General features: G+C 46.2%; 22 protein-coding genes and 2 riboswitches. Of the genes, 8 read left to right on the top strand and 14 right to left on the bottom strand.

What is annotated here, in order from left to right:
• Nucleotides 1-2: 2 nt before the first annotated feature.
• Together NQS30_RS06410 and NQS30_RS06405 are read right to left on the bottom strand one after the other, a co-directional pair.
• Nucleotides 3-1124, bottom strand: coding sequence for a hypothetical protein (locus tag NQS30_RS06410; RefSeq protein ID WP_061581993.1), 1122 nt, complete (start codon nucleotides 1122-1124; stop codon nucleotides 3-5).
• 97 nt (nucleotides 1125-1221) lie between these two features.
• Entirely contained in the window at nucleotides 1222-2259 is a 1038-nt protein-coding gene (locus NQS30_RS06405; protein WP_012117417.1) for a YkvI family membrane protein, read from the bottom strand.
• 401 nt (nucleotides 2260-2660) lie between these two features.
• Here NQS30_RS06405 and clpE point away from each other — a divergent pair, with 401 nt between their 5' ends.
• The 3 genes from clpE to motB all read left to right on the top strand — a co-directional run bounded on the left by clpE (nucleotide 2661) and on the right by motB (nucleotide 6499).
• Nucleotides 2661-4757 (top strand): ATP-dependent protease ATP-binding subunit ClpE, encoded by a 2097-nt coding sequence (gene clpE / locus NQS30_RS06400; RefSeq protein ID WP_218791612.1) that lies wholly within the window; start codon nucleotides 2661-2663, stop codon nucleotides 4755-4757.
• 169 nt (nucleotides 4758-4926) lie between these two features.
• Entirely contained in the window at nucleotides 4927-5742 is an 816-nt protein-coding gene (motA, locus tag NQS30_RS06395; protein ID WP_007408461.1) for a flagellar motor stator protein MotA, read from the top strand.
• Nucleotides 5714-6499 (top strand): flagellar motor protein MotB, encoded by a 786-nt coding sequence (gene motB / locus NQS30_RS06390; protein ID WP_003154685.1) that lies wholly within the window; start codon nucleotides 5714-5716, stop codon nucleotides 6497-6499. Before motA ends, motB begins: the two co-directional genes overlap by 29 nt.
• A gap of 35 nt (nucleotides 6500-6534) precedes the next feature.
• On the opposite strand, the gene mhqR is transcribed toward motB, so the two are convergent.
• Complete coding sequence (gene mhqR / locus NQS30_RS06385; protein ID WP_007408463.1) at nucleotides 6535-6981, bottom strand: MarR family transcriptional regulator MhqR; 447 nt, start codon at nucleotides 6979-6981, stop codon at nucleotides 6535-6537.
• A 198-nt stretch (nucleotides 6982-7179) separates the two neighbouring features.
• Here mhqR and NQS30_RS06380 point away from each other — a divergent pair, with 198 nt between their 5' ends.
• Complete coding sequence (locus NQS30_RS06380; RefSeq protein ID WP_046559543.1) at nucleotides 7180-8697, top strand: sporulation kinase KinD; 1518 nt, start codon at nucleotides 7180-7182, stop codon at nucleotides 8695-8697.
• 211 nt (nucleotides 8698-8908) lie between these two features.
• Here the strand turns inward: NQS30_RS06380 and spo0E are convergent, their stop codons facing one another.
• The 6 genes from spo0E to NQS30_RS06350 all read right to left on the bottom strand — a co-directional run bounded on the left by spo0E (nucleotide 8909) and on the right by NQS30_RS06350 (nucleotide 13918).
• Nucleotides 8909-9169, bottom strand: a complete 261-nt coding sequence (gene spo0E / locus NQS30_RS06375) for an aspartyl-phosphate phosphatase Spo0E (RefSeq protein ID WP_003154690.1) — start codon at nucleotides 9167-9169, stop codon at nucleotides 8909-8911.
• Nucleotides 9170-9449: 280 nt separating this feature from the next.
• Complete coding sequence (locus NQS30_RS06370) at nucleotides 9450-9986, bottom strand: 1,2-dihydroxy-3-keto-5-methylthiopentene dioxygenase (protein ID WP_007408465.1); 537 nt, start codon at nucleotides 9984-9986, stop codon at nucleotides 9450-9452.
• A 15-nt stretch (nucleotides 9987-10001) separates the two neighbouring features.
• Nucleotides 10002-10631, bottom strand: a complete 630-nt coding sequence (locus NQS30_RS06365; protein ID WP_022553436.1) for a methylthioribulose 1-phosphate dehydratase — start codon at nucleotides 10629-10631, stop codon at nucleotides 10002-10004.
• Entirely contained in the window at nucleotides 10589-11293 is a 705-nt protein-coding gene (mtnX, locus tag NQS30_RS06360; protein WP_007408467.1) for a 2-hydroxy-3-keto-5-methylthiopentenyl-1-phosphate phosphatase, read from the bottom strand. Before mtnX ends, NQS30_RS06365 begins: the two co-directional genes overlap by 43 nt.
• Entirely contained in the window at nucleotides 11290-12504 is a 1215-nt protein-coding gene (gene mtnW, locus NQS30_RS06355; RefSeq protein WP_060561768.1) for a 2,3-diketo-5-methylthiopentyl-1-phosphate enolase, read from the bottom strand. Before mtnW ends, mtnX begins: the two co-directional genes overlap by 4 nt.
• Nucleotides 12505-12585: 81 nt before the next feature.
• Nucleotides 12586-12685: riboswitch (SAM riboswitch) on the bottom strand.
• Nucleotides 12686-12721: 36 nt separating this feature from the next.
• Nucleotides 12722-13918, bottom strand: coding sequence for a pyridoxal phosphate-dependent aminotransferase (locus NQS30_RS06350; protein ID WP_043021235.1), 1197 nt, complete (start codon nucleotides 13916-13918; stop codon nucleotides 12722-12724).
• Between the two features lie 91 nt (nucleotides 13919-14009).
• Between NQS30_RS06350 and NQS30_RS06345 the strand changes: the two genes are divergently transcribed.
• The 3 genes from NQS30_RS06345 to mtnA all read left to right on the top strand — a co-directional run bounded on the left by NQS30_RS06345 (nucleotide 14010) and on the right by mtnA (nucleotide 17398).
• Nucleotides 14010-14789, top strand: a complete 780-nt coding sequence (locus NQS30_RS06345) for a carbon-nitrogen family hydrolase (RefSeq protein WP_015239733.1) — start codon at nucleotides 14010-14012, stop codon at nucleotides 14787-14789.
• Between the two features lie 92 nt (nucleotides 14790-14881).
• Nucleotides 14882-15036: riboswitch (SAM riboswitch) on the top strand.
• Nucleotides 15037-15145: 109 nt separating this feature from the next.
• A complete protein-coding gene (gene mtnK / locus NQS30_RS06340; RefSeq protein ID WP_021493785.1) occupies nucleotides 15146-16330 on the top strand; it encodes an S-methyl-5-thioribose kinase in 1185 nt (394 codons plus the stop codon).
• 6 nt (nucleotides 16331-16336) lie between these two features.
• Nucleotides 16337-17398 (top strand): S-methyl-5-thioribose-1-phosphate isomerase, encoded by a 1062-nt coding sequence (gene mtnA, locus NQS30_RS06335; protein ID WP_069007520.1) that lies wholly within the window; start codon nucleotides 16337-16339, stop codon nucleotides 17396-17398.
• 241 nt (nucleotides 17399-17639) lie between these two features.
• On the opposite strand, the gene NQS30_RS06325 is transcribed toward mtnA, so the two are convergent.
• Together NQS30_RS06325 and NQS30_RS06320 are read right to left on the bottom strand one after the other, a co-directional pair.
• Nucleotides 17640-18137, bottom strand: coding sequence for a methylated-DNA--[protein]-cysteine S-methyltransferase (locus tag NQS30_RS06325; protein ID WP_122503867.1), 498 nt, complete (start codon nucleotides 18135-18137; stop codon nucleotides 17640-17642).
• On the bottom strand, nucleotides 18134-20353 hold the full coding sequence (locus NQS30_RS06320) for a PAS domain-containing sensor histidine kinase (RefSeq protein WP_020955724.1): 2220 nt from the start codon (nucleotides 20351-20353) through the stop codon (nucleotides 18134-18136). Before NQS30_RS06320 ends, NQS30_RS06325 begins: the two co-directional genes overlap by 4 nt.
• Nucleotides 20354-20608: 255 nt before the next feature.
• On the opposite strand from NQS30_RS06320, the gene NQS30_RS06315 reads away from it, so the two are divergent.
• Nucleotides 20609-21631: an acyltransferase family protein gene (locus NQS30_RS06315; RefSeq protein ID WP_007408475.1), complete on the top strand. Its 1023-nt coding sequence runs from the start codon at nucleotides 20609-20611 to the stop codon at nucleotides 21629-21631.
• Nucleotides 21632-21672: 41 nt separating this feature from the next.
• On the opposite strand, the gene NQS30_RS06310 is transcribed toward NQS30_RS06315, so the two are convergent.
• The 3 genes from NQS30_RS06310 to NQS30_RS06300 all read right to left on the bottom strand — a co-directional run bounded on the left by NQS30_RS06310 (nucleotide 21673) and on the right by NQS30_RS06300 (nucleotide 23966).
• A complete protein-coding gene (locus NQS30_RS06310; protein WP_007610936.1) occupies nucleotides 21673-21843 on the bottom strand; it encodes a hypothetical protein in 171 nt (56 codons plus the stop codon).
• 1 nt (nucleotide 21844) lies between these two features.
• Entirely contained in the window at nucleotides 21845-22519 is a 675-nt protein-coding gene (locus NQS30_RS06305) for a DUF421 domain-containing protein (RefSeq protein ID WP_021493789.1), read from the bottom strand.
• 94 nt (nucleotides 22520-22613) lie between these two features.
• Nucleotides 22614-23966: a TrkH family potassium uptake protein gene (locus tag NQS30_RS06300; protein ID WP_007408478.1), complete on the bottom strand. Its 1353-nt coding sequence runs from the start codon at nucleotides 23964-23966 to the stop codon at nucleotides 22614-22616.
• Between the last annotated feature and the right edge of the window lie 139 nt (nucleotides 23967-24105).

Raw genomic sequence — 24105 nt, 5'->3', positions numbered from 1 at the left:
GTTTAAGCCCCGCGTTTTTTCCCCGGAAATACCATCAGCGCAATCCCGATCAGAACAAATAAAGCAGGCCAGAAAACAGAAACCGGAATGATCGGCTGATTCGTCATCATAAAGCAAAGTGCTGTCAAGGTCAGCACCGCAACCGGGATGAGCAGCGCCTTCTGTTTCCCGCCGAACAGCCACAGCTCAAATAAACCGAATGCCGTTGCCAACAGGTAAACAGGCCATGTCACACCGGAGTAGGACCAATTGGTTGCCGTTTCAAAGACAAACAAGATCCCCGTAATCAATAAGATGCCGCCCGGTACAAGAAGTCCCGCGTTTTTGACAGGTTTCGGGCCGAAAATCGGAATGTGAAAAGCGGCGCCCAGCAAAAGAATGAGAGCGGGCCAGCCGCGTTCGCTGATGACTTCATTTGCATTGGTGAATATGCCGAAAATGCCCGCGGCGCACAGAACCGCCGCAGCAGTCAAAAGCCCTCTTTGCCTTCTGCCGAACAGCCAGGCTTCAAACAGGCCGAACGCAACGGCAAAGAGGTAGACAGGCGATGTCACATTTGCGTATGTCCAATCCGTCAGCGTTTCAAACCATAACAAGCAACCCGTCACAAGCAAAATGCCGCCCGGAATAAGAAGGCCCGATCTTTTTTTCGGCTGCATAAAGGCAACGGCGTGAAACAAAAGCGCGGCTGCGATGATCAAAAGCGGCCACAGCCCCGGCATCAGCATACCGGCAAAGCATAGTGCTCCCACGGCTGTCAGGATGAAAGCAGGAATCAATACACCTAACTTCCTCCCGCCGAAATACCACAGCTCAAACAGACCGAGAGCAGGCGCCCATATATAAACAGGCCACGTCACGTCTGAATACGTCCATCCCGTTGCCGTTTCAAAACAAAACAGGCAGCCCAGCACAAAAAACATACCGCCCGGAACGAGCAGTTCCGCCTGTTCAGGCGTTTTTTTCGCAAAAATAAATCCGGCGTGAAACCCTGCGGACATTATAATGAAAAGAAACGGCCACGCCGAACCTGCGGATATATGAATAACTCCCGCCCTCTGTAAAAAAAACGCAATGCCGATACAAATAAAAATAAATCCCAATAATACACGTCGAGCTTTCATCTCTTACTCCTCCCCATCATTTCCCAATTCATTATACAGAAATGTCAGGAAAAAAGAAGGGGAATTCCCAAAAAATACAGACATTTTCCTTATATCCTTATTTTTCTTTCGGGATTTTTTTGCAAATCAATGCGCCGATGAAAGCGAGGCTCACATACCCAAACACCGGATAAACGGTGGAAATCAGCTGTCCGTAGCCGATTTGGCTGATAATGAAAGCAAACGCCAAAATGCCGCCGTAAATATATGTACTTTTTATATGAAGAAAACTGTTTAATTGTTTTTCCAATCCGTATAGATTGCCGATGACCGACGTAAACACTTCCCCGAAAATAATAAACAAATAAATGATATGAAGCGAACGCGAGTACGAATAGACGACTTGAGCCATCGGAATGTCAAACTCCAGCACATCCGGCAGCACCGATAATGATAAAAAGCTCGCGGCAAGCACCAGTGTCAACAGAACGCCGCCAAAATAAGCCCCCCTTCTGATCACCTTCTCTGAAGACATTTCATTCGCAAGCGGCACAAGGACGGCTTGGGCGAGCGATAAATTTAACGCGCCGTAAGAGACGGCGGACAAAAGCCAATTCCACTTGTCAGGCCATACCCATTCGTCCGCGTTTCTCGTGCTTGTAAATACAAATGAATCAGCTGTCACGATAAAAGAGAAGGAAATTAAAAGCGGCACAACCAATATATTGACGCCGAACACACCTTTAACGCCGCTTGTCATGACGGCAAAGCTCAGTACGATCGTCAAAAGGATCCCCGCTTGTGCGGACCAGCCAAGCTGTTCATGAAACAGCGCTCCCGCTCCGGACAGCATGACAGAGGTCACTCCCAGCAATATAAACATCATAAACATATTAACGGCGCGGCCGATGGACTTGCCAAATAAATATGTGTTCAATTCCTGATAAGATGCTGCATGAATCCGTTTGGAAATGATCATGATTTTGGCGCCTAAATATGTAAACATCAGACCGCTTACCACGATACCGAACAGACCGATCCAGCCAAACTTCAGAAAAAACTCAACGATTTCCCGTCCCGTGGCAAAACCGGCTCCTACAACCGTGCCTACGTATACAAATGCAAGCTGACTTGCAGAACCTTTTGTTTGTCCCATTTCACCCTCCGGCTAAGCGCAGATTTGTCCAGGCCTTTATATATGCTTATGAGACAAGTCGCCCGAAAAGACGAACAAATCGTCCTTCCCCGGAGAAAACAGATTCAGCTCTCTCCTCTAAGCAAAAATATTGAAAGAAAAAAAGGGCCGGCGTATACTCTTCATCAAGAAAGGTCAAAGCATTTCATTTCCTTTCTGACTATATTGGTCAAAAATAATCAAACCTCACAAATATCACTTATCATGCTGTAAACATTTATTTTTCGGGGTTTGAAACAAAACACTTGAAAGTCAAAGAAGGTCAGAGTATACTATTAATCAAAGAAGGTCAAAGTTAAGACCTTATTTTCTAATCCATTTGGTCAAAGATGATCAAACATTTTTCGAGGAGGTTTTGGCAAATGCGTTGTCAACATTGTCAGAAAAACGAGGCGACGATTCGCCTGAACATGCAAGTCAATTCCATTCAAAAACAATTCGTTTTATGTGAAACATGTTATACAGAATTAACCCGAAAACCGTCTATGAGCATGGGGCCGCAATCATTCGGATTCCCGTTTGAGCAAGGTTTCGCTCCCAATCAAAATAAACAGCAGGCCGGCCCTGAAAAAGGCCTGCTCGACGAGCTCGCTCAAAACGTCACAAACGGCGCAAAAGCAGGTCTGATTGACCCTGTGATCGGCCGCGATCATGAAGTGGCGCGCGTAATTGAAATTTTGAACCGCCGGAATAAAAACAATCCGGTGCTGATCGGTGAGCCGGGCGTCGGTAAAACGGCTATTGCAGAAGGCCTCGCGCTTAAAATCGCTGAAGGCGATGTGCCGAACAAATTGAAAAACAAAGAGCTTTACCTGCTTGACGTCGCTTCTCTCGTCGCCAATACAGGGATCAGAGGCCAGTTTGAAGAAAGAATGAAACAATTAATGAACGAATTAAAAGAACGGAAAAACGGCATTTTGTTCATTGACGAGATTCACCTTCTTGTAGGCGCCGGCTCTGCCGAGGGTTCAATGGATGCCGGGAACATCCTGAAACCGGCGCTTGCCAGAGGCGAGCTGCAGGTCATCGGGGCGACAACGCTGAAAGAGTACCGCCAGATTGAAAAAGATGCGGCGCTTGAAAGACGCTTCCAGCCTGTCATGGTTCACGAGCCTACAATAGAACAAGCCATCAGCATTCTGGAAGGCATTAAAGATAAATACGAGAAATACCACGGCGTCACATTCAGCAATGAAGCGATAAACGCCTGTGTTACGCTTTCATCCCGTTACATTCAGGACCGCCACCTGCCGGATAAAGCGATCGACTTATTAGATGAAGCCGGCTCTAAGGCGAACCTGGAGCTTGATACCGTAAATGAAGAAGATGCGGCTGAGAGACTCAAAGCAATTGACGCGGAGAAAACAAAAGCGCTTCATGAAGAAAATTATGAGCTTGCCGCGAAACTGCGTGATGAAGAAGCGGCGTTGGAAAAGCAGCTGGCACAAGAAGCTCCGGCCTCTTCACCTGAAATCGGGGCGGAGCATATTCAAGCCATCATTGAACAGAAAACAGGCATTCCGGTCGGAAAACTCCAGGCTGATGAACAAGTCAAAATGAAGGAACTTGAAGAGCATCTTCATCAGCGCGTCATCGGTCAGGAAAAAGCCGTGAAAAAAGTGGCGAAAGCGGTCAGACGAAGCCGCGCCGGCTTAAAATCCAAAAACAGACCTGTCGGCTCCTTCCTCTTTGTCGGACCGACCGGAGTCGGAAAAACCGAGTTATCAAAGACACTCGCAGATGAACTGTTCGGTACAAAAGATTCCATTATCCGTCTCGATATGAGTGAATACATGGAAAAACACGCCGTATCAAAAATCATCGGTTCACCGCCGGGATATGTCGGACACGATGAAGCCGGTCAATTAACGGAAAAAGTGCGCCGCAATCCGTACAGCATCGTGCTGCTCGATGAGATTGAAAAAGCCCACCCTGATGTCCAGCATATGTTTCTGCAGATTATGGAGGACGGCCGTCTGACAGACAGCCAGGGCAGAACGGTCAGCTTCAAAGATACCGTTTTGATTATGACAAGCAACGCTGGAACCGGCGAAAAACAGGTGAAAGTCGGATTCCAATCTGAAGAGAGCGTCTTGGAAGAACAAACGCTGATTGATTCACTGAGCTCGTTCTTCAAACCGGAGTTTTTAAACCGGTTTGACAGCATCATTGAATTCCAATCCCTGAAAAAAGAACATCTCGTGAAAATCGTCAGCCTGCTTCTCACAGAGCTTGAAGACACATTAAAAGAGCGCGGCATCAGCCTGAACGTCACCGATGATGCGAAAGAAAAAATCGCTGAAATCGGCTACCACCCAGCTTTCGGAGCACGCCCGCTCAGAAGAACCATCCAAGAATTGATCGAGGACGAAATGACAGATCTCTTATTGGATGACAACGAAATAAAAGCCTTCCATGTCGTAATGGAAGAGGACGGCATCAAAGTCCGGGCACAATAAGAAAAAAGCGGTTCCCTCCTCGCGGGGAGCCGCTTTTTTGTTTCTTTCTCCATGCCGAAAGGGAGAAACTGTGAAGAATTCGGGAACAATTTCTCAATCACCCTAAAGTTCCATGCACTGCCACCGATATTAACCATAGAAAGCTAGTATAAAGGATTTGGTGAAAACTATGGATAAAACATCGATTATCGGTATCATCCTCGCCTTGATTGCTTTAAGCGTGGGCATGGTGCTGAAAGGGGTCAGCTTAAGCGCACTCGCTAACCCGGCAGCTATTCTGATTATTTTGTTCGGTACGATTTCTGCGGTGATCATCGCATTCCCCGGAAAAGAAATCAAAAAAGTGCCTGCCCTTTTTAAAGTGCTGTTTAAAGAAAACAAACAGCTGACAATTGCGCAATTAATTCCTATGTTCTCTCAATGGGCGCAGATCGCCAGACGTGAAGGTCTGCTCGCATTGGAAGCAAGCATTGAAGACGTGGATGACGCATTTTTGAAAAACGGCCTGAGTATGGCGGTTGACGGACAAAGCGCAGAATTTATCAGAGATATTATGACTGAGGAAGTTGAAGCGATGGAAGACAGACACCAGGCCGGCGCAGCCATCTTTACACAAGCCGGCACATATGCGCCGACACTCGGCGTTTTGGGTGCGGTCATCGGCCTTATCGCGGCTCTTTCCAACATGAACAATACCGAGGCGCTCGGACATGCCATCAGTGCGGCGTTTGTCGCCACCCTTCTCGGGATTTTCACAGGATATGTACTATGGCATCCCTTCGCCAACAAACTGAAACGCAAATCAAAGCAGGAAGTCAAACTGCGTGAAATCATGATCGAAGGCGTTCTGTCAGTGCTTGAAGGACAGGCCCCGAAAGTGATCGAACAAAAACTTCTCATGTATCTTCCTGCGAATGAACGCGCAAAAGTCGCTGAACAAGAAGGAGAGGCAAACAATGGCGAGAAAAAAGAAGAAGAAGCATGATGACGAGCATGTGGATGAGTCTTGGCTGATCCCGTACGCGGATTTGCTCACCCTTCTTTTGGCTCTGTTCATTGTATTGTTCGCCATGAGCTCGGTCGATGCGGCGAAATTCCAAATGCTGTCTAAATCATTTAACGCCGTGTTTACCGGAGGCACGGGTGTTCTTGAATATTCAAGCGTCACCCCTCCTGAAAACGAAAAAGACGGCGTTGATCAGTTAAAAAAAGACAAGGAAAAAGATAAAGAACAGAAAAAGAAAGAAAGAGAAGCAGCCGACCGCGAAGAACTTGAAGGCGTGCAAAAACAAGTCAATCAATTTATAAAAAATAAAAAGCTTGAAACTCAGCTGGAAACAAAGCTGACTAAAGAAGGACTCTTAATTACCATTAAAGACAGTATCTTTTTTGATTCCGGACGGGCGGATATCCGTCAGGAAGATATTCCGCTTGCCAAGGAAATCTCGAATCTCCTTGTGCTGAATCCGCCAAGGAACATTATCATCAGCGGACATACGGACAATGTACCGATTAAAAACTCACAATATCAATCTAACTGGCATTTAAGCGTCATGCGGGCCGTCAACTTCATGGCTATTCTGACAGAAAACCCGAAACTTGACGCAAAAGTATTCAGCGCCAAAGGTTTCGGAGAGTATAAACCGGCCGTGTCGAACAAAACCGCTGAAGGGCGCAGCAAAAACAGGCGCGTCGAGGTATTGATACAGCCTAGAAACGCCGCGACTGACCAAAATCAGTAATATAAAAAAGGAAGCCTTTCAAATGGCTTCCTTTTTTATTTCTGATGAAAATGTTTAGCGTTTAACCCCACTCTTTTCAGCATTTCCGTACACATTTCTATCTCTTCATCACTCAGCACACTGATCATTTCTTTAATTTCGTCAGCATGATCAGGGAAAATATCGTCCAAAAGACGGATTCCCTTTTCGGAAATCTGTGCGAAAGTCACTCTTCTGTCAGTCGGCGAGGCTTTTCTGATGAGAAGTTCTTTTTTCTCTAATTTGTCAACAACGTATGTAATACTTCCGCTCGCTAATAAAATTTTGTCGCCGATCTGCTGAAGCGGCTGGTTGCCTTTGTGGTACAGCAGCTCAAGCACCGCAAATTCCGTCGGGTTCAGGCCGTGCTTATGAATATGTTTATTCATATGGTCGTTAATAGATCGGTACGCACGTGACAGTACAATAAATAATTTCAATGAGTTTTCTGTTTTATCCGTCATACATTCAATCATCCTTTTACAAAAGAAACCGTTACAGAGAAACATTAATAAACAAAATGAAAAATGTCAACAAAAATGTTTCCAAAATTTCTCTTCTTTTTGTCAGACCTTAATAAAATAATTTGTTTTTCTATCATTTTGGTTATTTTTTCTTATTAAAGAAGTATAAAAATGATATAATACCTCTATTCAAGTGTAATGTTGGAGCGATGCAGAGTGAATACATTTAAAGGTGCCCGGGGAAAGATCAAGCTTTATCTCATATTGGTGATCATCCCGGCACTTATTATCAGCTTTTTCATTTATGAAAAAGAAAAGCAGAAAATAGCCGATAAACACATACAGGAAGCCAGTATGATGCTCAACCTTCACCGCAATAAGCTCAATTATTTAATCGGTGAAACAAAAGCCCGGATGACAACACTTGCGATCGCTGTCGATAAGCCTGTCAATGAAGAAAAGATCATTGACATTCTCGATCAGGCTTTTGAGGATGAACCCAGATTCAGCGGACTGTATATGCTGAATTCCAAAGGTGATGTCATCGCAAGCACGACTGATCTGAAATCAAAGGTGAATTTGGCCGACAGACCGTATTTTACGAAGGCGAAAAAGACGAAAAAAACGGTCATCACAAATGACTACTCCAGCAGAATTACAGGCCAGCGCATCTTCACGATCTGCGTGCCGGTGTTAGACGCAAAACGGGAAGTCACGGATTATTTAGTAGCCGCCATACAAGTCGATTATTTGAGAAATATGATCAATATGCTGAGCCCTGACGTTTATGTCAAGGCAACCAATCAGAATAAAGTGATATTTGCCAGCGGACGGGCTGATCAATCAGAAGGTGTGAAACCGGTCAGCGGCTATCTGGATGATATTAATTGGAATATCAATGTTTATCCGAAACCGGTTGAGCTGAATGAGCTGACCAAAAGCGTGCTGCTGCCGATGTCCAGTATTGCCGTGCTGCTGAATATTCTGTTCATTCTCGTTCAATATTATCTGCTTAAGCGCAAGACCCAGCTGGAGCGCGCTCAAAATGAAGCGCAGAAATTGGAGCTGATCGGAACGCTTGCCGCCAGCACCGCCCATGAAATCCGCAACCCGCTTACAGGGATCAGCGGCTTCATTCAGCTTTTGCAGAAAAAATACAAATCGGAGGAAGATCAGCTGTATTTCTCAATTATTGAGCAGGAGATTAAACGGATCAATCAGATTGTCAGTGAGTTTTTAGTGCTTGGAAAACCCACTGCTGAACGGTTGGAAGTGAACTCGCTGCAGGATATTCTTGATGAGATTATGCCGATTATTTATTCTGAAGGGAATCTGTATAATGTAGAAGTGAATGTGGAGATTCTCGTCAATCGGCCGCTCAAGGTCAACTGCACGAAAGACCATATTAAACAGGTGATTTTAAATGTCGCGAAAAACGCTTTGGAATCCATGCAGGAAGGCGGCCGGCTGTCCATCTATTTAGAAGCCCGCGATCATAAAGCAGTCATTAAGGTGGCCGACAACGGAATGGGCATTTCTGAAGATATGCTTGAGCACATTTTTCTTCCGTTTGTAACGTCAAAGGAAAAAGGCACCGGCCTCGGCCTTGTCGTATGTAAACGAATCATGCTGATGTACGGCGGTTCGATTGACATTCAAAGCGAAGTCGATAAGGGCACAGAGGTCACCATTACCCTCCCTGCCGCTTCTCGATGAAAAAAAACACCCTGGATCGGGGTGTTTTTTATTTAAAGGAGAGTATGTGTAAGAGGATATACGAGAGGAACGGCATCATAGCCGGCAGATAGTACGAGGCGCTTCGTGAGCCGTGCCAGCGGAAAAATCTGCTGACTGTACGCGGTCATCTTTCGGATGCGGCGCTTGATCAGGAAGCGCATTCAGTCTTCGTTATCTGTTTTATCATCAATCATTTGTTTGCTTCATATGCAGGCATGACGTCACCTCGGGAGAACAAGCCTATTTTCTTCACAAGGCCCTGTATTCCTTGGTGATGTGTACGATCACGGTTTACCAGCTGCTGATACGCGTTCATCAGACAGTCCAGTTCCTGGCTGTGCCTGATCGTGTCATATCCTGTAAACCCTTGCCTGTTAGCTGCATCTATCATCATTTTTCTTTTTTTATCAATAGATACAAGCAATTTTTCTTGTTCAGAATAACTGCCCATTCACTTCACCCCTCACCGCTAAAAGAATAGGAAACAAGTTTGATTGGGTTATTGAGCATTATTACAGATTATACTTTATTTGTAAACATTTTTTTACTAAATAACTTATTTTTTCATTTCATATTGGAATCTTTAGCATGAATACGAGAATAATACCCATTCGGGTAATGATATAAACAGAATGCGGCATATTCAAGAATTAAAAAACAGCCACAGCTGACTTTATATTACAATAAAAAACCTCTCATGCCGGTGGGTGCATGAGAGGTTCGGGCGTCTATCAGTTTTGCACACTTTCATTTTCGTAAATCGGCACCCAGCCCTCAGTCGTCACGAAGATTCGGATTGCGACGACCCGGCGGTCTTCCTGAAGCGTAAAGTAGTGGCGGATGTTCTCCGGAACTGAAATCAAATCTCCCGGATTTAAACGGACGTCGAAAAATGTGCCGTCTTTGCCTTGAATGACGAAGATGCCGTGTCCGCTGACGATAAAGCGGACTTCATCATCCGTGTGGTGATGTTCTCTTTGGAAGTTTTTTAATAATTCATCAAGATTCGGCGTGGTGTCTGATAAAGAAATGACATCCTGAGACTGATATCCGCGCCGGGCTGAAATGTCCTGAATCTCCGTGTCAAACGCCGCGAGAATCCGTTCTTTTTCATCTTCGGTTAGATCGTATTTTTCCGAAAGCTCAGACGGAAGTTTTTCAATGTTCCACTGCTCATAGATCACCTCTTGTTCGTCTAAGAAGCGCGCTACTTCTTCCTGATGTTCAATGAGCGTATTTTTTTCGTCATGAATTCTGATGGTCGCCATTTTCTATTCCTCCTTTTATTTTACTAGCTGCGGCCGAAGTGACAGAAGCTTGAGGTGACAGCTGAATAAAAATTCATAGGCTTCCAGCACCCTTTTCGCTTCAAATGCGGTCCGCCCCCATGCCGTAATGCCGTGATTGCGGATTAACACCGCGCCTGATCCGGCGTCGGCATGGTGCGCGAAGTTTTCGGCCAATGCCGGGATGTGCGCCGGATTGTCAATGATCGGAACGGTCACGGACGCGTTTTCCTCCCATAATCCGAGCGCCTTAATCATCTCCTGCCCCTGAAAAGTGATTTGTTTTTCATCCCCGTAAAGCTCTGAGATGACATTATTATTGACAGTATGGACATGCAGACAGCATCCCGCGTCTGTCTTTTGGTATAAGTAAGTATGGAGAAGCGTTTCCGCTGAAGGTTTTAAAGAATGGCCGGTCTCAGCGGGCTTTCCGTTCTCATCGATTAAGAGAAAATCTTCGTCTGTTTCTTTTCGTTTGTCTTTTCCGCTCGCCGTAACGAGAAAAGTCAGCGGCCCGTCGGATACTTTGATGGAAAGATTCCCGCTCGTTGCCGGGAACCAGTCTCTTTCAGCCAGCTCGCGTTTTACCTCGGCAAGTTCGCGCCAGCGTTCTTCTTTTGCAGCCATGCCTGCACCTCCCCGATGTTTTCAATGCCTGTTTTCACCTCATGAAAATCTTGAAAAGGCAGATGCCGGAGGCCGAGTTCTTTGCATTCAGTCAAAAGATAATCTCTCGCAAAGCACATATCGGACAACTTTGCAGCCTCGACATCCGTGACCGAATCACCGATCATAATGAGAAATTTCTGCTGATCGGATAGCTTACGGATGACTGACGGTTTGCAGCAGCCGCATTGATTGGTACAGTCTCCGTCACAGGCGTGCGGCCAGTCTATATGAATATGCTCATTGTCAAAGGATGCATGATTGCAGAAAATCCGCTCCTTTTCTACGATCCCTTCCAAAAGCGGATGCACAAAAAAGTCCATTCCCCCGCTTACGATATAAAACGGGAGACCGTTTGACCGGACAAACGAGACAAAATCCAAAAAGCCGTCCCGTATTTTCGCATCCTTCAGAATAAAGCCGGTCAGTTCTTCTTTTAAGCTGCTCGGCAGCAGTCCGAACATCCGGCCGACTCCTTCTTGGATTGATATGCTTTTAGACAGAACACCGTCTTTTAATTCAAGCCACTCAGGAGGCGCGAATTCTTTCATCATGCTGACAATGTTGTCGTTCATGGTGACCGTTCCGTCGAAATCACAAATAATCAGCGGCGTGCGGGTCATACGGCTTCCACCCTTCCCCATTTGTCTAATGCGAGCTGAAGATCTTTGCACGACGCGGCTTTTTCTTCAATCGGCTGCGCTTCAAGCACCGCATCAATGATGGCGCGGAACGCTTTTCCCCCGCCCTCGGCTCCTTTCGGATGGCCGTGAATGCCTCCGCCGGCATTGATGATGTGATCGATGCCGAAATCGCGCATCAACAATGGCACCATACCGGGGTGAATGCCTGCTGACGGGACGGCAAACGACGGATGAAAGACATCGTCTTTTACACATTCATCATGGATTGCAAGCGCGGACTCCTTCGGAAGAGCAACGGATCCGTAAGGTGACGGAAATAAACTGAAATCAGCGCCGCAATAGCGGTTCAGCTTGCCGAGCAAAAGCGCATGCGACAAGCCGTAAACGGGAGATGATGTGAACGCGCCGCTGACTGCCGGATGCGCCATGATCGGAAGCGGGATTTCCCTGTCTTCAGCAAGGCTCTGCATCACATCTAAACCGTAAGCGAACACATTCAATAAAAGCGCGTCTGCCCCGAGTTCTGCCGCGCGCCTCGCTTTATCCCGCAATTCAGCAGTCCTTCCCGTAAGGTTTACGGCATACAGCGTTTTATGCCCCGTCTCCTCCCGGGTTTCCTTCAGGACTTGTTTTCCTTCGATAATGCGGGTTTCAAACGGAGCCAGTTCATTTTCAAAGAAAATTTCGTCATCTTTAATCAGATCCACGCCGCCGAGCGCCTGCTGTCTGAGCTGTTCTTTAATGTCGGCAAGATCCCGTCCGATCACGCCTTTAAATATGCTCATCAGAAGCGGTCTTTCAAATTCGCCCAGCAGTTTGCGGATGCCGTATATACCGAATTTCGGCCCGGGAAGCGAGCGTTTAAACCCTTCGGAAAATTCAAGATCAGTCAATTTTATTTTTCCGTCCAGTGACAGCTTTCCGAATACCGTCGTCAGGACGGCCGGAATATCTCTTGAAAAGTTCGCCTCGGGATAGGCGATGGTGATGACGGATTGTGTTTCGTTTTCTGAGGTTCCTTCTTTCTCCTCAACTTTTACGACCCGCCCTTTATGTTTTCTGAGCTGTTCCTGCTTCACCAGAGGCAGGTCAGTCCAGGAGCCTACCGTCAGCCCCTCCGCAATCTGTTCCGCCCGCTTTTCACTGTCCGTTGTGTCTGTCAGAAGATATGTTGCCAATACTTCGCTCATGCGTGAACGCCTCTCTTTCTTTCGCAAAACATAAAAAAACCTCTTCCGTATGAGCAGAAAGAGGCTTCGTGTTATGTCCGAATCTTATCTCTCAGCTCCTGCTGCAAGAATTAGCACCGTGCTTTATCAGTCGGTTGCCGGGCTTCATCGGGCTCGTCCCTCTGCCTGCTCTTGATAAGAATAATGATTTTATAAAGTATTTTGAATTATCGCATTGTTATCCAGATATGTCAATGCTTTTTCGGGCGAAAAGATTCAGTTTCCCGATCCGTTCCGCAGCTTCTTTAAGTCTTTCTTCACTTGTCAGAAGACCGACCCTTATATAGCCTTCCCCCCATTTTCCGAACCCGTTTCCGGCAGCGACCGCGACATCCGCTTTCTCGAGCAGCAGGTCTGAAAACGACTGTGACGTATAACCGTCAGGCACAGGGAGCCATGCAAAAAAGGAGCCCGCCGGAGCCGTCACATCCCAGCCGATATCGCGGCAGGCTTTAATCCATGCATTGCGTCTCGATTCATATCTGTCATTTTGCGCCGCGACGCATGCCTGATCCGCTGAAAGTGCGGCTGCCGCCGCCTGCTGCGCCGCGGGAAACAGGCTGACAAACATATGATCCTGATAAAGGTTGATCGCTTCGATGACAGAAGCGTTTCCGACGGCAAATCCGACCCGCCAGCCCGCCATATTATACGTTTTGGACAAGGTATAGATTTCGATTCCCGTCTCTTTTGCGCCTTCGGTCTGCAAAAAGCTCAGCGGTTTATGCCCGTCAAAGCCGACGGCTCCGTACGCGAAATCATGAACGACACAAATGCCGTTTTGCTCCGCAAAACCGACCGTCTCCTCGAAAAACGCCTCTGTCGCCACAGCGCCGGTCGGATTATTCGGATAATTGAGATACAGCAGCTTCGCCTCGCTCCGCACCTTTTCAGGAATTACACTGTAATCAGGGAGAAACCCTCTTTCTTCCGTCAGCGGCATCATTTCCATTTTCGCTTTTGCAAGGGCGACGCCTGACCAGTAATCAGGATATCCGGGATCAGGCACCAGAATGGTATCTCCCGGGTTTAAAAGACATTGCGGAAGCTCAACAAGTCCCGCCTTGCCTCCGAACAGCACGGCGACTTCCGTTTCCGGATCAAGCGTGACCCCGTACTCCCTTTCATAAAATGCAGCGGCTGCTTTTTTGAAGCTGTAAGCGCCCCGGAATGATGAGTATTTATGATTTTCCGGCCTTTCGACGGCGCGCTTCATTTCTTCAACGATATGCTGAGGCGTCGGCTGATCAGGGTTTCCCTGCCCTAAATTGATGACGTCTCTGCCTTCTTTCAGCTTTTGATTCACTTTTTGCACCAATGATGCGAAAAATTGTTCCGGCAGCTGTTTGAGTACATCTGAGATTTCAAAGTTCATATTTTCACCTTCTAAAAATGTCTTGAAATGATAGTCCATCATCATATATGGTTAAATAAAAAAAGTAAAGAGAAACTTGAGGTGTTAAAAAATGAAATGGACCGTTTCCTGTTTGCAATTTGATATTTCATACGGAAATCCTTCAGAAAACTTTAAAAAAGCAGAATCTTTGATTGAGCAAGAAAGCCGCCATGCTGATGTAATCGTGCTTCCTGAGTTGTGGACGACCGGCTATGATCTCACACGGCTAGACCAGCTGGCGGATGAAAACGGCAAAGTTTCGGAACAATGGCTTAAAGAAACGGCAAAAACATACAACGTACACCTCGTTGCCGGATCTTTTGCGGTCAAAGAAGGCGAAAATGTCTATAACACCATGTACATCGCCGATAACAGCGGACAGATCGTGAAGCGGTATCAGAAAGCCCATCTGTTTCAGCTGATGGATGAACACCTTTACTTGGCAGCAGGAAACAGCGACGGTTCCTTTGAGCTTGACGGTGTCAAGTGCGCCGGGCTGATCTGCTATGATATCCGTTTCCCCGAATGGATCAGAAAGCATACGTCCCAGGGCGCGAATGTCCTGTTTATCTCTGCGGAATGGCCTCTGCCCCGCCTTGATCATTGGCGAAGCCTGCTTATCGCCAGAGCAATTGAAAACCAATGTTTTGTCGCAGCCTCTAACTGCACGGGGTCCAATCCCGATAATGAATTTGCCGGCCACAGCCTGATTATTGACCCGTGGGGCCGGATTTTAGCCGAAGGAGACCGGACGGAAGGCGCAGTCCGGGCGGAAATCGATGTGTCAGAAAGCGCGGACGTGCGGGGAACCATTCCGGTTTTCCAAGACTTGCGGCGTGATTTATATTAATTTTCAAAAAAATGTTGACAAGAATATCCGGCACCTGCTAATATTTTCATCAACTGATTAATCCGAATTGTGATACAAATCAATATATTTTTCTCTTATCGAGAGTTGGGCGAGGGATTGGCCTTTTGACCCCAACAGCAACCGACCGTAATTCCATTGTGAAATGGGGCGCGTACATTTTGCGCCGAGACGATTGTCTCATAAGGCACGGTGCTAATTCCATCAGATGTTATCTGAGAGATAAGAGGCGGACTGCACTGTTTCAGCCTCCTTCTCTTTCAGAGAAGGAGGCTTTTTTTCGGGCGTATTCTCCGTCACGATCTCTTACTGCCACTACATAATTGGAGGGTAAATCCATGTCAGCAACTAAAACAAGTCTTTATGAACAATTAACAGAAAGCTCCGCCGCCGCGTTAGCCGTCAAGCTCGGTTTATTCCAAAGCAAAAGCACTCTGACATGCCGTGAAATCGGCGACGGCAATTTAAATTACGTCTTTCATGTTTACGATAAAGAAAACAAAAAAGGACTGATTATCAAACAGGCGATTCCTTACGCGAAAGTCGTCGGTGAAAGCTGGCCGCTTACCATTGACCGGGCGAGAATCGAAAGCAGCGCCCTCATCCGCCAGGGCGAACACGTGCCGCACCTCGTTCCGGCCGTTTACTATTCCGATACTGAAATGGCCGTCACGGTAATGGAAGACCTCTCGCATTTGCGGATTTCAAGAAAAGGGCTGCTGGAAGGGCAGCATTATCCGAACTTATCGGTTCATATCGGTGAATTTTTAGGGAAAACGCTTTTTTACTCATCCGATTATGCGCTTGATGCGAAAGTAAAGCAGCAGCTCGCAAAGCAGTTTACAAATCCTGAGCTTTGCAATATTACGGAAAGGCTTGTGTTTACAGAACCGTTTCTCGACCATGAGACAAACGATTTTGAAGAGGAGCTGCGCCCATACGCAGAAAAAGTTTGGAACAATTCCCGGCTGAAAGAAGGCGCTGACGAATTGAAAGCCATCTTTCTGAATTCCGCGGAAACATTGGTTCACGGTGATCTGCACACGGGAAGCATCTTCGCAGATGAACATGAAACAAAGGTGATTGATCCCGAGTTTGCTTTCTTCGGACCGATCGGGTTTGACATCGGCCAATTTATCGCCAATCTGCTGTTAAACGCCCTCAGCCGCGACGGTGACGACAGACAGCCGTTATATGATCATACTGCCGCCGTATGGGATACATTTGTGAAAACATTCAGTGAAGCATGGGAGAAAGACTGCTTGCCTTCCCGCAGACACCTGCTGGAAGACACACTGAAAAACGCGTTTGAGGAAGCGGTCGGTTTTGCGGGATGCGAACTGATCCGGCGCACGATCGGACTCGCTCATGTGGCTGACTTAGATGAAATCACTCCGTTTGACAAACGAATCGAACGGAAGAAGCTGGCGCTTGACATCGGCGCCTATTATATCGAAAACAGAAAAGAACTGAAGCATATCACCGAGGTTCTGGACCAATTTAAGCTCCGTGTAAAGGAATGATGCAGCATGACCAATGAATTTGCCATCCCCCGTTCTGTAGAATGGAAAGAAACCTACATCCGCATTTTAAATCAGCAAAAGCTTCCCGACGTCACTGAATATGTGGAACTTGAAACAAAGGAAGATGTATTCGACGCGATTGTCACGCTGAAAGTGAGGGGCGCCCCGGCCATCGGTATAACCGCGGCGTTCGGACTCGCGCTCTCCGCCAAGTCGTTTGAAGCCCGCGACCTTTCAGATTTCCGACGTCAGTTCGCAGATGTCAAAACGTATTTAAACAGTTCGAGGCCCACTGCCGTCAACCTCGCGTGGGCGCTTGACAGACTGACGGATTCCATCAGGGATGCGATCTCAATCAATGAAGCGAAGACAACGCTCGTTCATGAAGCCATTCAAATTCAGATTGAGGATGAAGAAACATGCCGAATGATCGGCCAGAATGCGCTGCACCTTTTTAAAAAAGGCGACCAAATCATGACCATCTGCAATGCGGGCTCGATTGCCACAAGCCGATACGGTACGGCGCTTGCCCCCTTTTACTTAGCGAAACAAAAAGATCTCGGCCTTCATATCTACGCATGTGAAACAAGACCCGTTCTCCAAGGATCACGGCTGACGGCGTGGGAGCTGATGCAGGGCGGAATTGATGTCACGCTCATTACGGACAGCATGGCCGCCCATACAATGAAGGAAAAACATATTTCTGCAGTCATTGTCGGCGCTGACAGAATTGCAAAAAACGGTGATACGGCCAACAAAATCGGAACGTACGGTCTCGCTATTTTGGCAAACGCCTTTCAAATTCCGTTTTTTGTTGCCGCACCGCTTTCGACATTTGACTTGCAGATTGAAAACGGCGATCAGATTCCGATTGAAGAGAGAGATCCGGATGAAGTCAGACAGATCTCCGGCATACGCACCGCTCCCGAAGATGTGCCGGTCTTCAATCCGGCCTTTGACATCACACCGGGCAGCCTGATTTCCGGCATTATAACCGAGAAAGGAATTGTGACCGGCTCTTACACGGAAGAAATTGAACAATTATTCACTGACTGCCAGCTGAGCTGAAAAACCGCTGATGATATTGCCTCAGGCAATGTCAGCGGTTTTTTTGTCTGCACAATGTAATCACTTCATCTTTTTGGACGGCTGTAATGAGATGCATTTTAAAAAACAGCTCTGCATAGCCGGCTATCTTTTGCGGACGGCTCATTTTCATCAGGCTTCGTCCTCCTTTTTCATCAGACCAACTTTTTTCACTTAATAAAATGATATGTCGGACGTGAAAAAACGGAACGTGCCATACGCTTTATTTTTCTTTATAGGATATTTGTTCGATGTTCAGCAGCACCGCTTTTACATCCGTCTTCGTGCCCGCGTATCCCGTTAAGGCGCTGTTTTTGCCGATTACCCGATGGCAAGGGATCAAAATCGGCAGCCGGTTTCGTTTATTGGCTTGTCCGATGGCGCGCACCGCTTTCGGTTTTCCGATCGCTTCAGCCATATCGCCGTAGCTTCGGGATTCCCCGTAAGGAATCATCGTCAGCGCGTTCCATACTCTTTCCTGAAAGGGTGTGCCTTTTTGTCTCAGAGGCAGAGAGAATTGCTTTCTTTCTCCTGAAAAATATGATGTCAGCTGCTGTTTCGCCTCCGACAGCAAAGCGGTTTCGCACGGCTTTACGCCGGGCGCGTCTTTCCGCCATTCCTCAAAATCTTCCCCGGTGAGAAACAGGCCGGTAATAAAGCTCTCTTCCTCTGTTATGATGACGGTTCCAAACGGCGCTCTCACACTTGTAAAACAGATCATTCCCCGCTCCTTCTTTCTTCGGTATTCTGCCGGATCGGAAGCGTCAAATGAAAAACGGTGCCCTTCCCTTCTTCACTTTCCACATGAATGCGTCCCTGATGTTCTTCGATGATTTTATAGCTGACCATGAGACCGAGACCCGTTCCCCTGTCTTTTGTCGTGTAAAATGGTTCACCCAGACGTTTTAATTTGTCTTCGGAAATGCCTGTTCCTTCATCTTGAATAGAAATCAAAATGTGGTCTTGATCAGAAGACTGAATGGTCACGTAGATATTGCCGCCGCCCGGCATGACTTCAATGGCGTTTTTTAAAATATTGATAAACACCTGTTTTAATTGATTCGGTTCACAGTAAATCGGCGGGATGTTTCCGGTCAGGTTCAGATGGATCTGCACATTGACAAGATTGGCCTGGGCATTCAAAAGATCAGCCGTGTCTTTCATAATCTGCGTCACGTCTTTTTCTTCATATAATATCGCCTGAGGTTTCGCTAAAATTAAAAATTCAGTGATGATAGACTCGATGCGTTTTAATTCTGAGGTAATAACGTTAAAGTACAGAGAATATTCGCCTTCAATGCTTCCTTGAAGAAGCTGAATGAACCCTTTCAGCGCCGTCATCGGGTTTCTGATTTCGTGGGCGATGCCCGCCGCCAGCTCCCCTACAACATGAAGAGTGTCGGATTTCCGCAGCCTCTCTTCAAGCTCTTTGGCCTCTGTGACATCTTTAAAGATGGCCAGATTCATATTTTGAATGATATTTCTTTTGAAGGAGAATTCCAGTTTGCGGCTGTCGCTGCTGCTTAACAGGAAGGGGATTTCATTATCCATTCCTTCTAAATCAATCTTTCTGGCGGGAACACCCGCGTTTTCAATATCAAATAAAGAAAGAATATCCGGAACGGTGTACGCTCTCAGCTCCTCATCCGGCATGCCGAGTATACGGCTTGCGAGAGGATTCGCGTCAATAATGCGGAATTGGTTGTCAAATAAGACCTTGCCGTCCATTGAGCCGTTGAATACTTTTCTGAATTTCAGCTCGCTTTCCCGCAATTCTTTTTCCATCCGCTTACGATCGCTGACATTTCTTAAAATGGTTAAATGCTGACCTTCAAGTATGGTTCGTTTTGATGTGAATTCCAGCTCTTTAAATTGGCCGTTTGCCATCTGAAACAGCATTTCTTCACGGATTTCCCCATATTTTTCATATTTTTTCTTAATCTGCTTATATTTTTTCTGCGGATCAACGATAAACGTACATAAATTCGTCTCCACCAGTTTATCCATCGGCAGTTCGAAAATGCGGCACGCCGATTCGTTTGCTTTGGCAATCTTTCCGTCATCAGACCAAATGACAATCGCGTCCATGGCGTTTTCAAAAATTTCGCGGAATCGCTCTTCGCTTTTGAAAAGTTTCAATTCCATCAGCCGTTTCTCTGTTATGTCCCTCATAATGGACATGTAGAACCCGCTGATTAAGTTGGACGTAATCGTAAATTCAAACAGCTTCTCTTCACCCGACCGAAGCTTGACGGGCAGTTCTCCTTTGGCGTTTCCTTTTCTGCGGAGGGTTTCCCAGATTTCTTTCAGATGCTTTTTGTTTTCTCCGTCGGTAAAATGGCGGAGCGACAGATGGGACAATTCATTCTGGCCGATCTCAAAGCTTTTGCAAAAAGAGAGGTTCGCATCAATAAACCCGCCGTCCTTATCAAACAGCACGATGCCGTCGACAGCCCTGTCAAACAAATCTTTAAACAGCTGCTCGTTCATGGAGAATTCGCGCTCTAATATTTTTTTAGAGGAGATATCCCTCATCACCACAAAAAAATAATCCTCCCCAATTCCGTCTCTGGCGAGGAATTCAATGTATTTCGTCGCGCCGCTGTCAAGCTTAATCGGCACCTCTTTCCACAGATGGCCTTTTTTTAAAAACTTTTTCACGGCCTTATTCAGTTCTTCCTGAGGCACGGAATATAAAAAATCCAGGACTGAGCGGTTAATGAGGCTCTCTGCCTCAATCTGCATCATCCGGGCCGCAGCCTCGTTCGCCTGGACGATTTTCATTTCCTTACGGCATATAAAAATGGCATCAAGCGTGTTATTCATAATCACGTGATACCGGTTCAAATCACTCTTCAGGCGGTCATTTTCCTCTTTCATCCGCTTCAGCTGCTCTTTCAGCGACTCGTTTGTTTGCAAATCCAGAGTTTCAGCCATTCAGTACACTCCTTCTTCAAAAACCTATCCTTCAATATTTCTACAAAATACCTCATCTTCCTTCATTCGCCCTATACATTTCAGAAAATTTCAATGATATGACAAGTTAAAGTCTTTTTCTACGATCCTTACCTCCCCATTACATCATCCTAACAATCCCTTTTGTCCTCCTTCAATTTTTTGTTTTTTATTTTAAAATGAACACCAACAGGAAATAATCATGCAGTGGATGATTTTTGAAGAGAAGGTGATGCTATGACAAAATCGCGAGACAGTTACTTTGACAACGCCAAGTTTATCTTGATTTTTCTGGTGGTGTTCGGCCATATCCTCCGGTCATTTATTAACGGAAATGAGTTTATGCTCCATCTCTACAAATTCATTTATACTTTTCATATGCCGGCCTTTATCCTGGTTTCCGGCTATTTCGCAAAAAACTTTAAGCGGAAAGGTTATGTGAAGAAGCTGGCTGTGAAGCTGATTATTCCGTACCTGATTTTTCAGGGCATTTACTCAGTTTTTTACTATTTGATTCAGGATGAAAGCATGGCAAGCGTCAATCCGATTGATCCCCAGTGGTCTCTCTGGTTTTTAGTCAGCTTATTCTTTTGGAATCTGCTGCTTTACCCCTTTACGAAGCTGCCGAAAATGTGGGCGCTTGGGGCGAGCTGCGGGCTTGCCGTCATGATCGGGTATCTTGATTTTATCAGCAGCACGCTGAGTCTTTCACGGACGTTTGTTTTTCTACCGATGTTTCTCGTCGGGTTTTATTTAAAGAAACAGCACTTTGATTTGCTTCGGGCTAAAAGAGGCAGGCAGATTGCCGCGGGCGTACTGGGGATTGTTTTCCTCTTATGCTGGTGTATTGATTTTGATTACTCGTGGCTGTTCGGATCGGAGCCTTATTCTACATTCGGCACGGTGTCGCTGTTGAGCGGTCTGTCGCGCATCGGCTGGTATGTTTTGGCCTTTGCCGCCACTTTCAGCTTTTTGGCGCTCGTTCCGCAAAAGCGTTATTTCTTTACGAAATGGGGTACGAGAACGTTTTACGTGTATCTGCTGCATGGATTCATTATAAAAACGCTGCGGCAGATCGGGCTTGAAGATCACTTATCTGATTATCAGAATTTAGTCATGCTCTTAATTTTAACGGCCGCTCTTACGTCCATTCTCTCCAGCAATGCGGTGAAAACGGCCGCACAGCCGTTTATTGAGCTGCGGATCACCGGCTGGCTTGAAGCGGTGAAAGGAACAAGAAACGGTGCTTATTCGAAATAATGCAAAATACCTCTTAAGCGTTGCCGCCTAAGAGGTATTTTTTATTGTTTGCCGTCTTCTTTTTTCTTTGGCTTCGTCTGTTCAAGCGTTTCAATCCATTTTCCGGCGTTATAATCACCGAGCTCGCTTGCAAACTCTTCTTCAAGCAATTTAGGGTCCATCGGCTTTTTATGGTTTTGCATGTCTTTGCTGTGGCGGTTTTTTTTCGTCATGTTACTCGCCTCCTTGTTTGCCGTGTTTTGATTTGCGGTTTGCGCCTCTCAGTCCGGGATCACCGTCATATTGTGTTTTGTATGCATCTTTGTCCATGCTCTCAGTCGGTGTGTTGTTGTTGGTCAAAGCTTCATTCTTTGCTGCTTTGCGTTTCATTTGATTTCCTCCTTCTGTCAGCAAATCTGTTTTGAATTCATCAAGCATTTTTTTCAAGTCGCGCACTGTCACGTTTTTGGCCTCATCAATGAGTTCATAGCCGATCTGTCCGTTCGGCTCAAGCAGCACATATTTAAAATCTTGAATGTCTCCGAGGCCTTCCTGCCTGATCCTCATTGACAGCTGAGCTTCGGTAAAACGCATTTTTTTTAAATTTTCCGGGATGATTTTTCCGTTTCTGACAACGGCGACGGTTTTTCCTGAAAATAAAAACTCAAAAAAGCTTGATTTGATTTCTAAATATTCCATCAGGATTAATACCGCAATAAAAATCGCCGCCGCGAAAATGGTTTCCCATAAATTATGTTCAATAAACGGCTGAATAATAATCGAGCCGATCGAAATCATGATGACTGTCTGGGTCACCGACAGCTGGCTGATTGATTTCCGTCCGGCAATCCGCAATAAAAAGGTACCGACCGCTATCATAACTACCGACTTCCAAAATACGGCAAACAATGACGTCACCTCTTTACAAGTAGAATCTCCAAAGAAACTGTTTCCACTCATCCATTTTACGGCAATAAAAAACACCGCTTTCTAAAAAGCGGTGTCAGCCGATAATCATTCTTTCCTTCGGATAGTGATAATTTGCTTCGATTTCTTTTCGGCCGATCAGATAGAGGAACGTCAAAATGCCGATCCGGCCGATAAACATGACAATCATGATGACGCATTTTCCGATGTCGCTTAAATGCGGAGTAATCCCAAGCGACAGGCCGGTCGTTCCGAATGCGGAACACACTTCAAAAAGCAGTCCGAGCAGCGTCTGATTTTTCTCGGTCACAGCCAGAATCAGCGTCGATCCGAACACGAGCAGAATCGCCATCATCGTAACGACCAGCGACTTCATGACATCAGCCTGGTGAAGCTCGCGTTTAAAGACCTTGACCGCTTTATTCCCCCGGGCAAAATGAAACAGGGCAAGAAGGTTAAGCGCAAACGTCGTCGTACGGATTCCGCCGCCGACCGAGCTCGGTGATGCGCCGATGAACATGAGGGCACAGATGAAAAATAATGTCGGCGCCGACAGCTGGCTGATATCAATTGTCGCAAGCCCGCCGCTTCGCGTAGCGGTTGATTGAAAGAGACATAAAAATAAAACATCATGCCAGCTTTTCCCCTTCATGACATGGCTTGCTTCAAGCGCGTAAATGCCCACGGCTCCGAACAAAACGAGCATTCCGAACGTAACGGTCGTAATTTTCGTAAACAGCGTGAATGAGTATCTGCGCTGTTTTGAAAACAAAAAGTCCTTTACTTCTACGAGCACCGGAAAACCGATCGCACCGAAAATAATCAGAAGCATCGTAATAAACTGCACGAAATAGTCATGTCTGAACGGGACGAGTGAATTTCCCGTAATATCAAAACCGCCGTTTGTCGTGGCGCTGACGCTCGCAAAGAATCCGTGCAAGTACGCCTGTTCAAACGAATCATAATACGTTAAAAAATATGTTCCTAAGATGATGCCGCCTAAAAACTCGATTAATAAAATCAAAAACAGCACTTGCTTCATCAGGTTGACGATACCGGAAAACTGCGATTGATTCTGATCCACCATGATGAGCTTCCGTTCCCGCAGACCGATCCGTTTGCCCATAATGAGCCAGACGAATGTTCCGAGCGTCATGATGCCGATTCCGCCGAATTGAAGCACGAAAGCCAAAATGACAATCCCGGCCGTGCTGAATGTATCAGCCGTGTTGACGACCGTTAAACCGGTGACACTGACTGAGCTGACAGCCGTAAACAGCGCGTCTATAAACGACCAGCTGGCCCCTTGTTTGTGGGCGGCCGGCAGACTTAGCAAAATAAATGCCACCGTCACAGCAAGAAAATAATATAATGCAATCAGCTGTGCTGGCGACAAGATCTGTATGAATTTCTTCAGTTTTAATTTCATAAGATAGTTCCTTCTGCCTCTCAAATGTAGTACGTAATTATTCTAATGATATTGGGAGAATTTTTAAAGGTCTTTTTAGAAAGATTTTTCATTACCTTATGTAATTTGCCGATCTTTAAACAAAAAACCTCTGAAACGA

Source organism: Bacillus sp. B1(2022), assembly GCF_040259625.1.
In the GTDB taxonomy this organism is placed as follows: Bacteria; Bacillota; Bacilli; order Bacillales; family Bacillaceae; genus Bacillus; species Bacillus velezensis.
Note: the sequence above shows the minus strand (reverse complement) of the source record. Positions and strands in the feature narration are given on the sequence as shown.

Bases quoted from the DNA above. Each gene is read 5' to 3' on its own strand.
- NQS30_RS06410 (WP_061581993.1), bottom strand. From the start codon at position 1,124: ATGAAAGCTCGACGTGTATTATTGGGATTTATTTTTATTTGTATCGGC.
- NQS30_RS06405 (WP_012117417.1), bottom strand. From the start codon at position 2,259: ATGGGACAAACAAAAGGTTCTGCAAGTCAGCTTGCATTTGTATACGTA.
- clpE (WP_218791612.1), top strand. From the start codon at position 2,661: ATGCGTTGTCAACATTGTCAGAAAAACGAGGCGACGATTCGCCTGAAC.
- motA (WP_007408461.1), top strand. From the start codon at position 4,927: ATGGATAAAACATCGATTATCGGTATCATCCTCGCCTTGATTGCTTTA.
- motB (WP_003154685.1), top strand. From the start codon at position 5,714: ATGGCGAGAAAAAAGAAGAAGAAGCATGATGACGAGCATGTGGATGAG.
- mhqR (WP_007408463.1), bottom strand. From the start codon at position 6,981: ATGACGGATAAAACAGAAAACTCATTGAAATTATTTATTGTACTGTCA.
- NQS30_RS06380 (WP_046559543.1), top strand. From the start codon at position 7,180: ATGTTGGAGCGATGCAGAGTGAATACATTTAAAGGTGCCCGGGGAAAG.
- spo0E (WP_003154690.1), bottom strand. From the start codon at position 9,169: ATGGGCAGTTATTCTGAACAAGAAAAATTGCTTGTATCTATTGATAAA.
- NQS30_RS06370 (WP_007408465.1), bottom strand. From the start codon at position 9,986: ATGGCGACCATCAGAATTCATGACGAAAAAAATACGCTCATTGAACAT.
- NQS30_RS06365 (WP_022553436.1), bottom strand. From the start codon at position 10,631: ATGGCTGCAAAAGAAGAACGCTGGCGCGAACTTGCCGAGGTAAAACGC.
- mtnX (WP_007408467.1), bottom strand. From the start codon at position 11,293: ATGACCCGCACGCCGCTGATTATTTGTGATTTCGACGGAACGGTCACC.
- mtnW (WP_060561768.1), bottom strand. From the start codon at position 12,504: ATGAGCGAAGTATTGGCAACATATCTTCTGACAGACACAACGGACAGT.
- NQS30_RS06350 (WP_043021235.1), bottom strand. From the start codon at position 13,918: ATGAACTTTGAAATCTCAGATGTACTCAAACAGCTGCCGGAACAATTT.
- NQS30_RS06345 (WP_015239733.1), top strand. From the start codon at position 14,010: ATGAAATGGACCGTTTCCTGTTTGCAATTTGATATTTCATACGGAAAT.
- mtnK (WP_021493785.1), top strand. From the start codon at position 15,146: ATGTCAGCAACTAAAACAAGTCTTTATGAACAATTAACAGAAAGCTCC.
- mtnA (WP_069007520.1), top strand. From the start codon at position 16,337: ATGACCAATGAATTTGCCATCCCCCGTTCTGTAGAATGGAAAGAAACC.
- NQS30_RS06325 (WP_122503867.1), bottom strand. From the start codon at position 18,137: ATGATCTGTTTTACAAGTGTGAGAGCGCCGTTTGGAACCGTCATCATA.
- NQS30_RS06320 (WP_020955724.1), bottom strand. From the start codon at position 20,353: ATGGCTGAAACTCTGGATTTGCAAACAAACGAGTCGCTGAAAGAGCAG.
- NQS30_RS06315 (WP_007408475.1), top strand. From the start codon at position 20,609: ATGACAAAATCGCGAGACAGTTACTTTGACAACGCCAAGTTTATCTTG.
- NQS30_RS06310 (WP_007610936.1), bottom strand. From the start codon at position 21,843: ATGACGAAAAAAAACCGCCACAGCAAAGACATGCAAAACCATAAAAAG.
- NQS30_RS06300 (WP_007408478.1), bottom strand. From the start codon at position 23,966: ATGAAATTAAAACTGAAGAAATTCATACAGATCTTGTCGCCAGCACAG.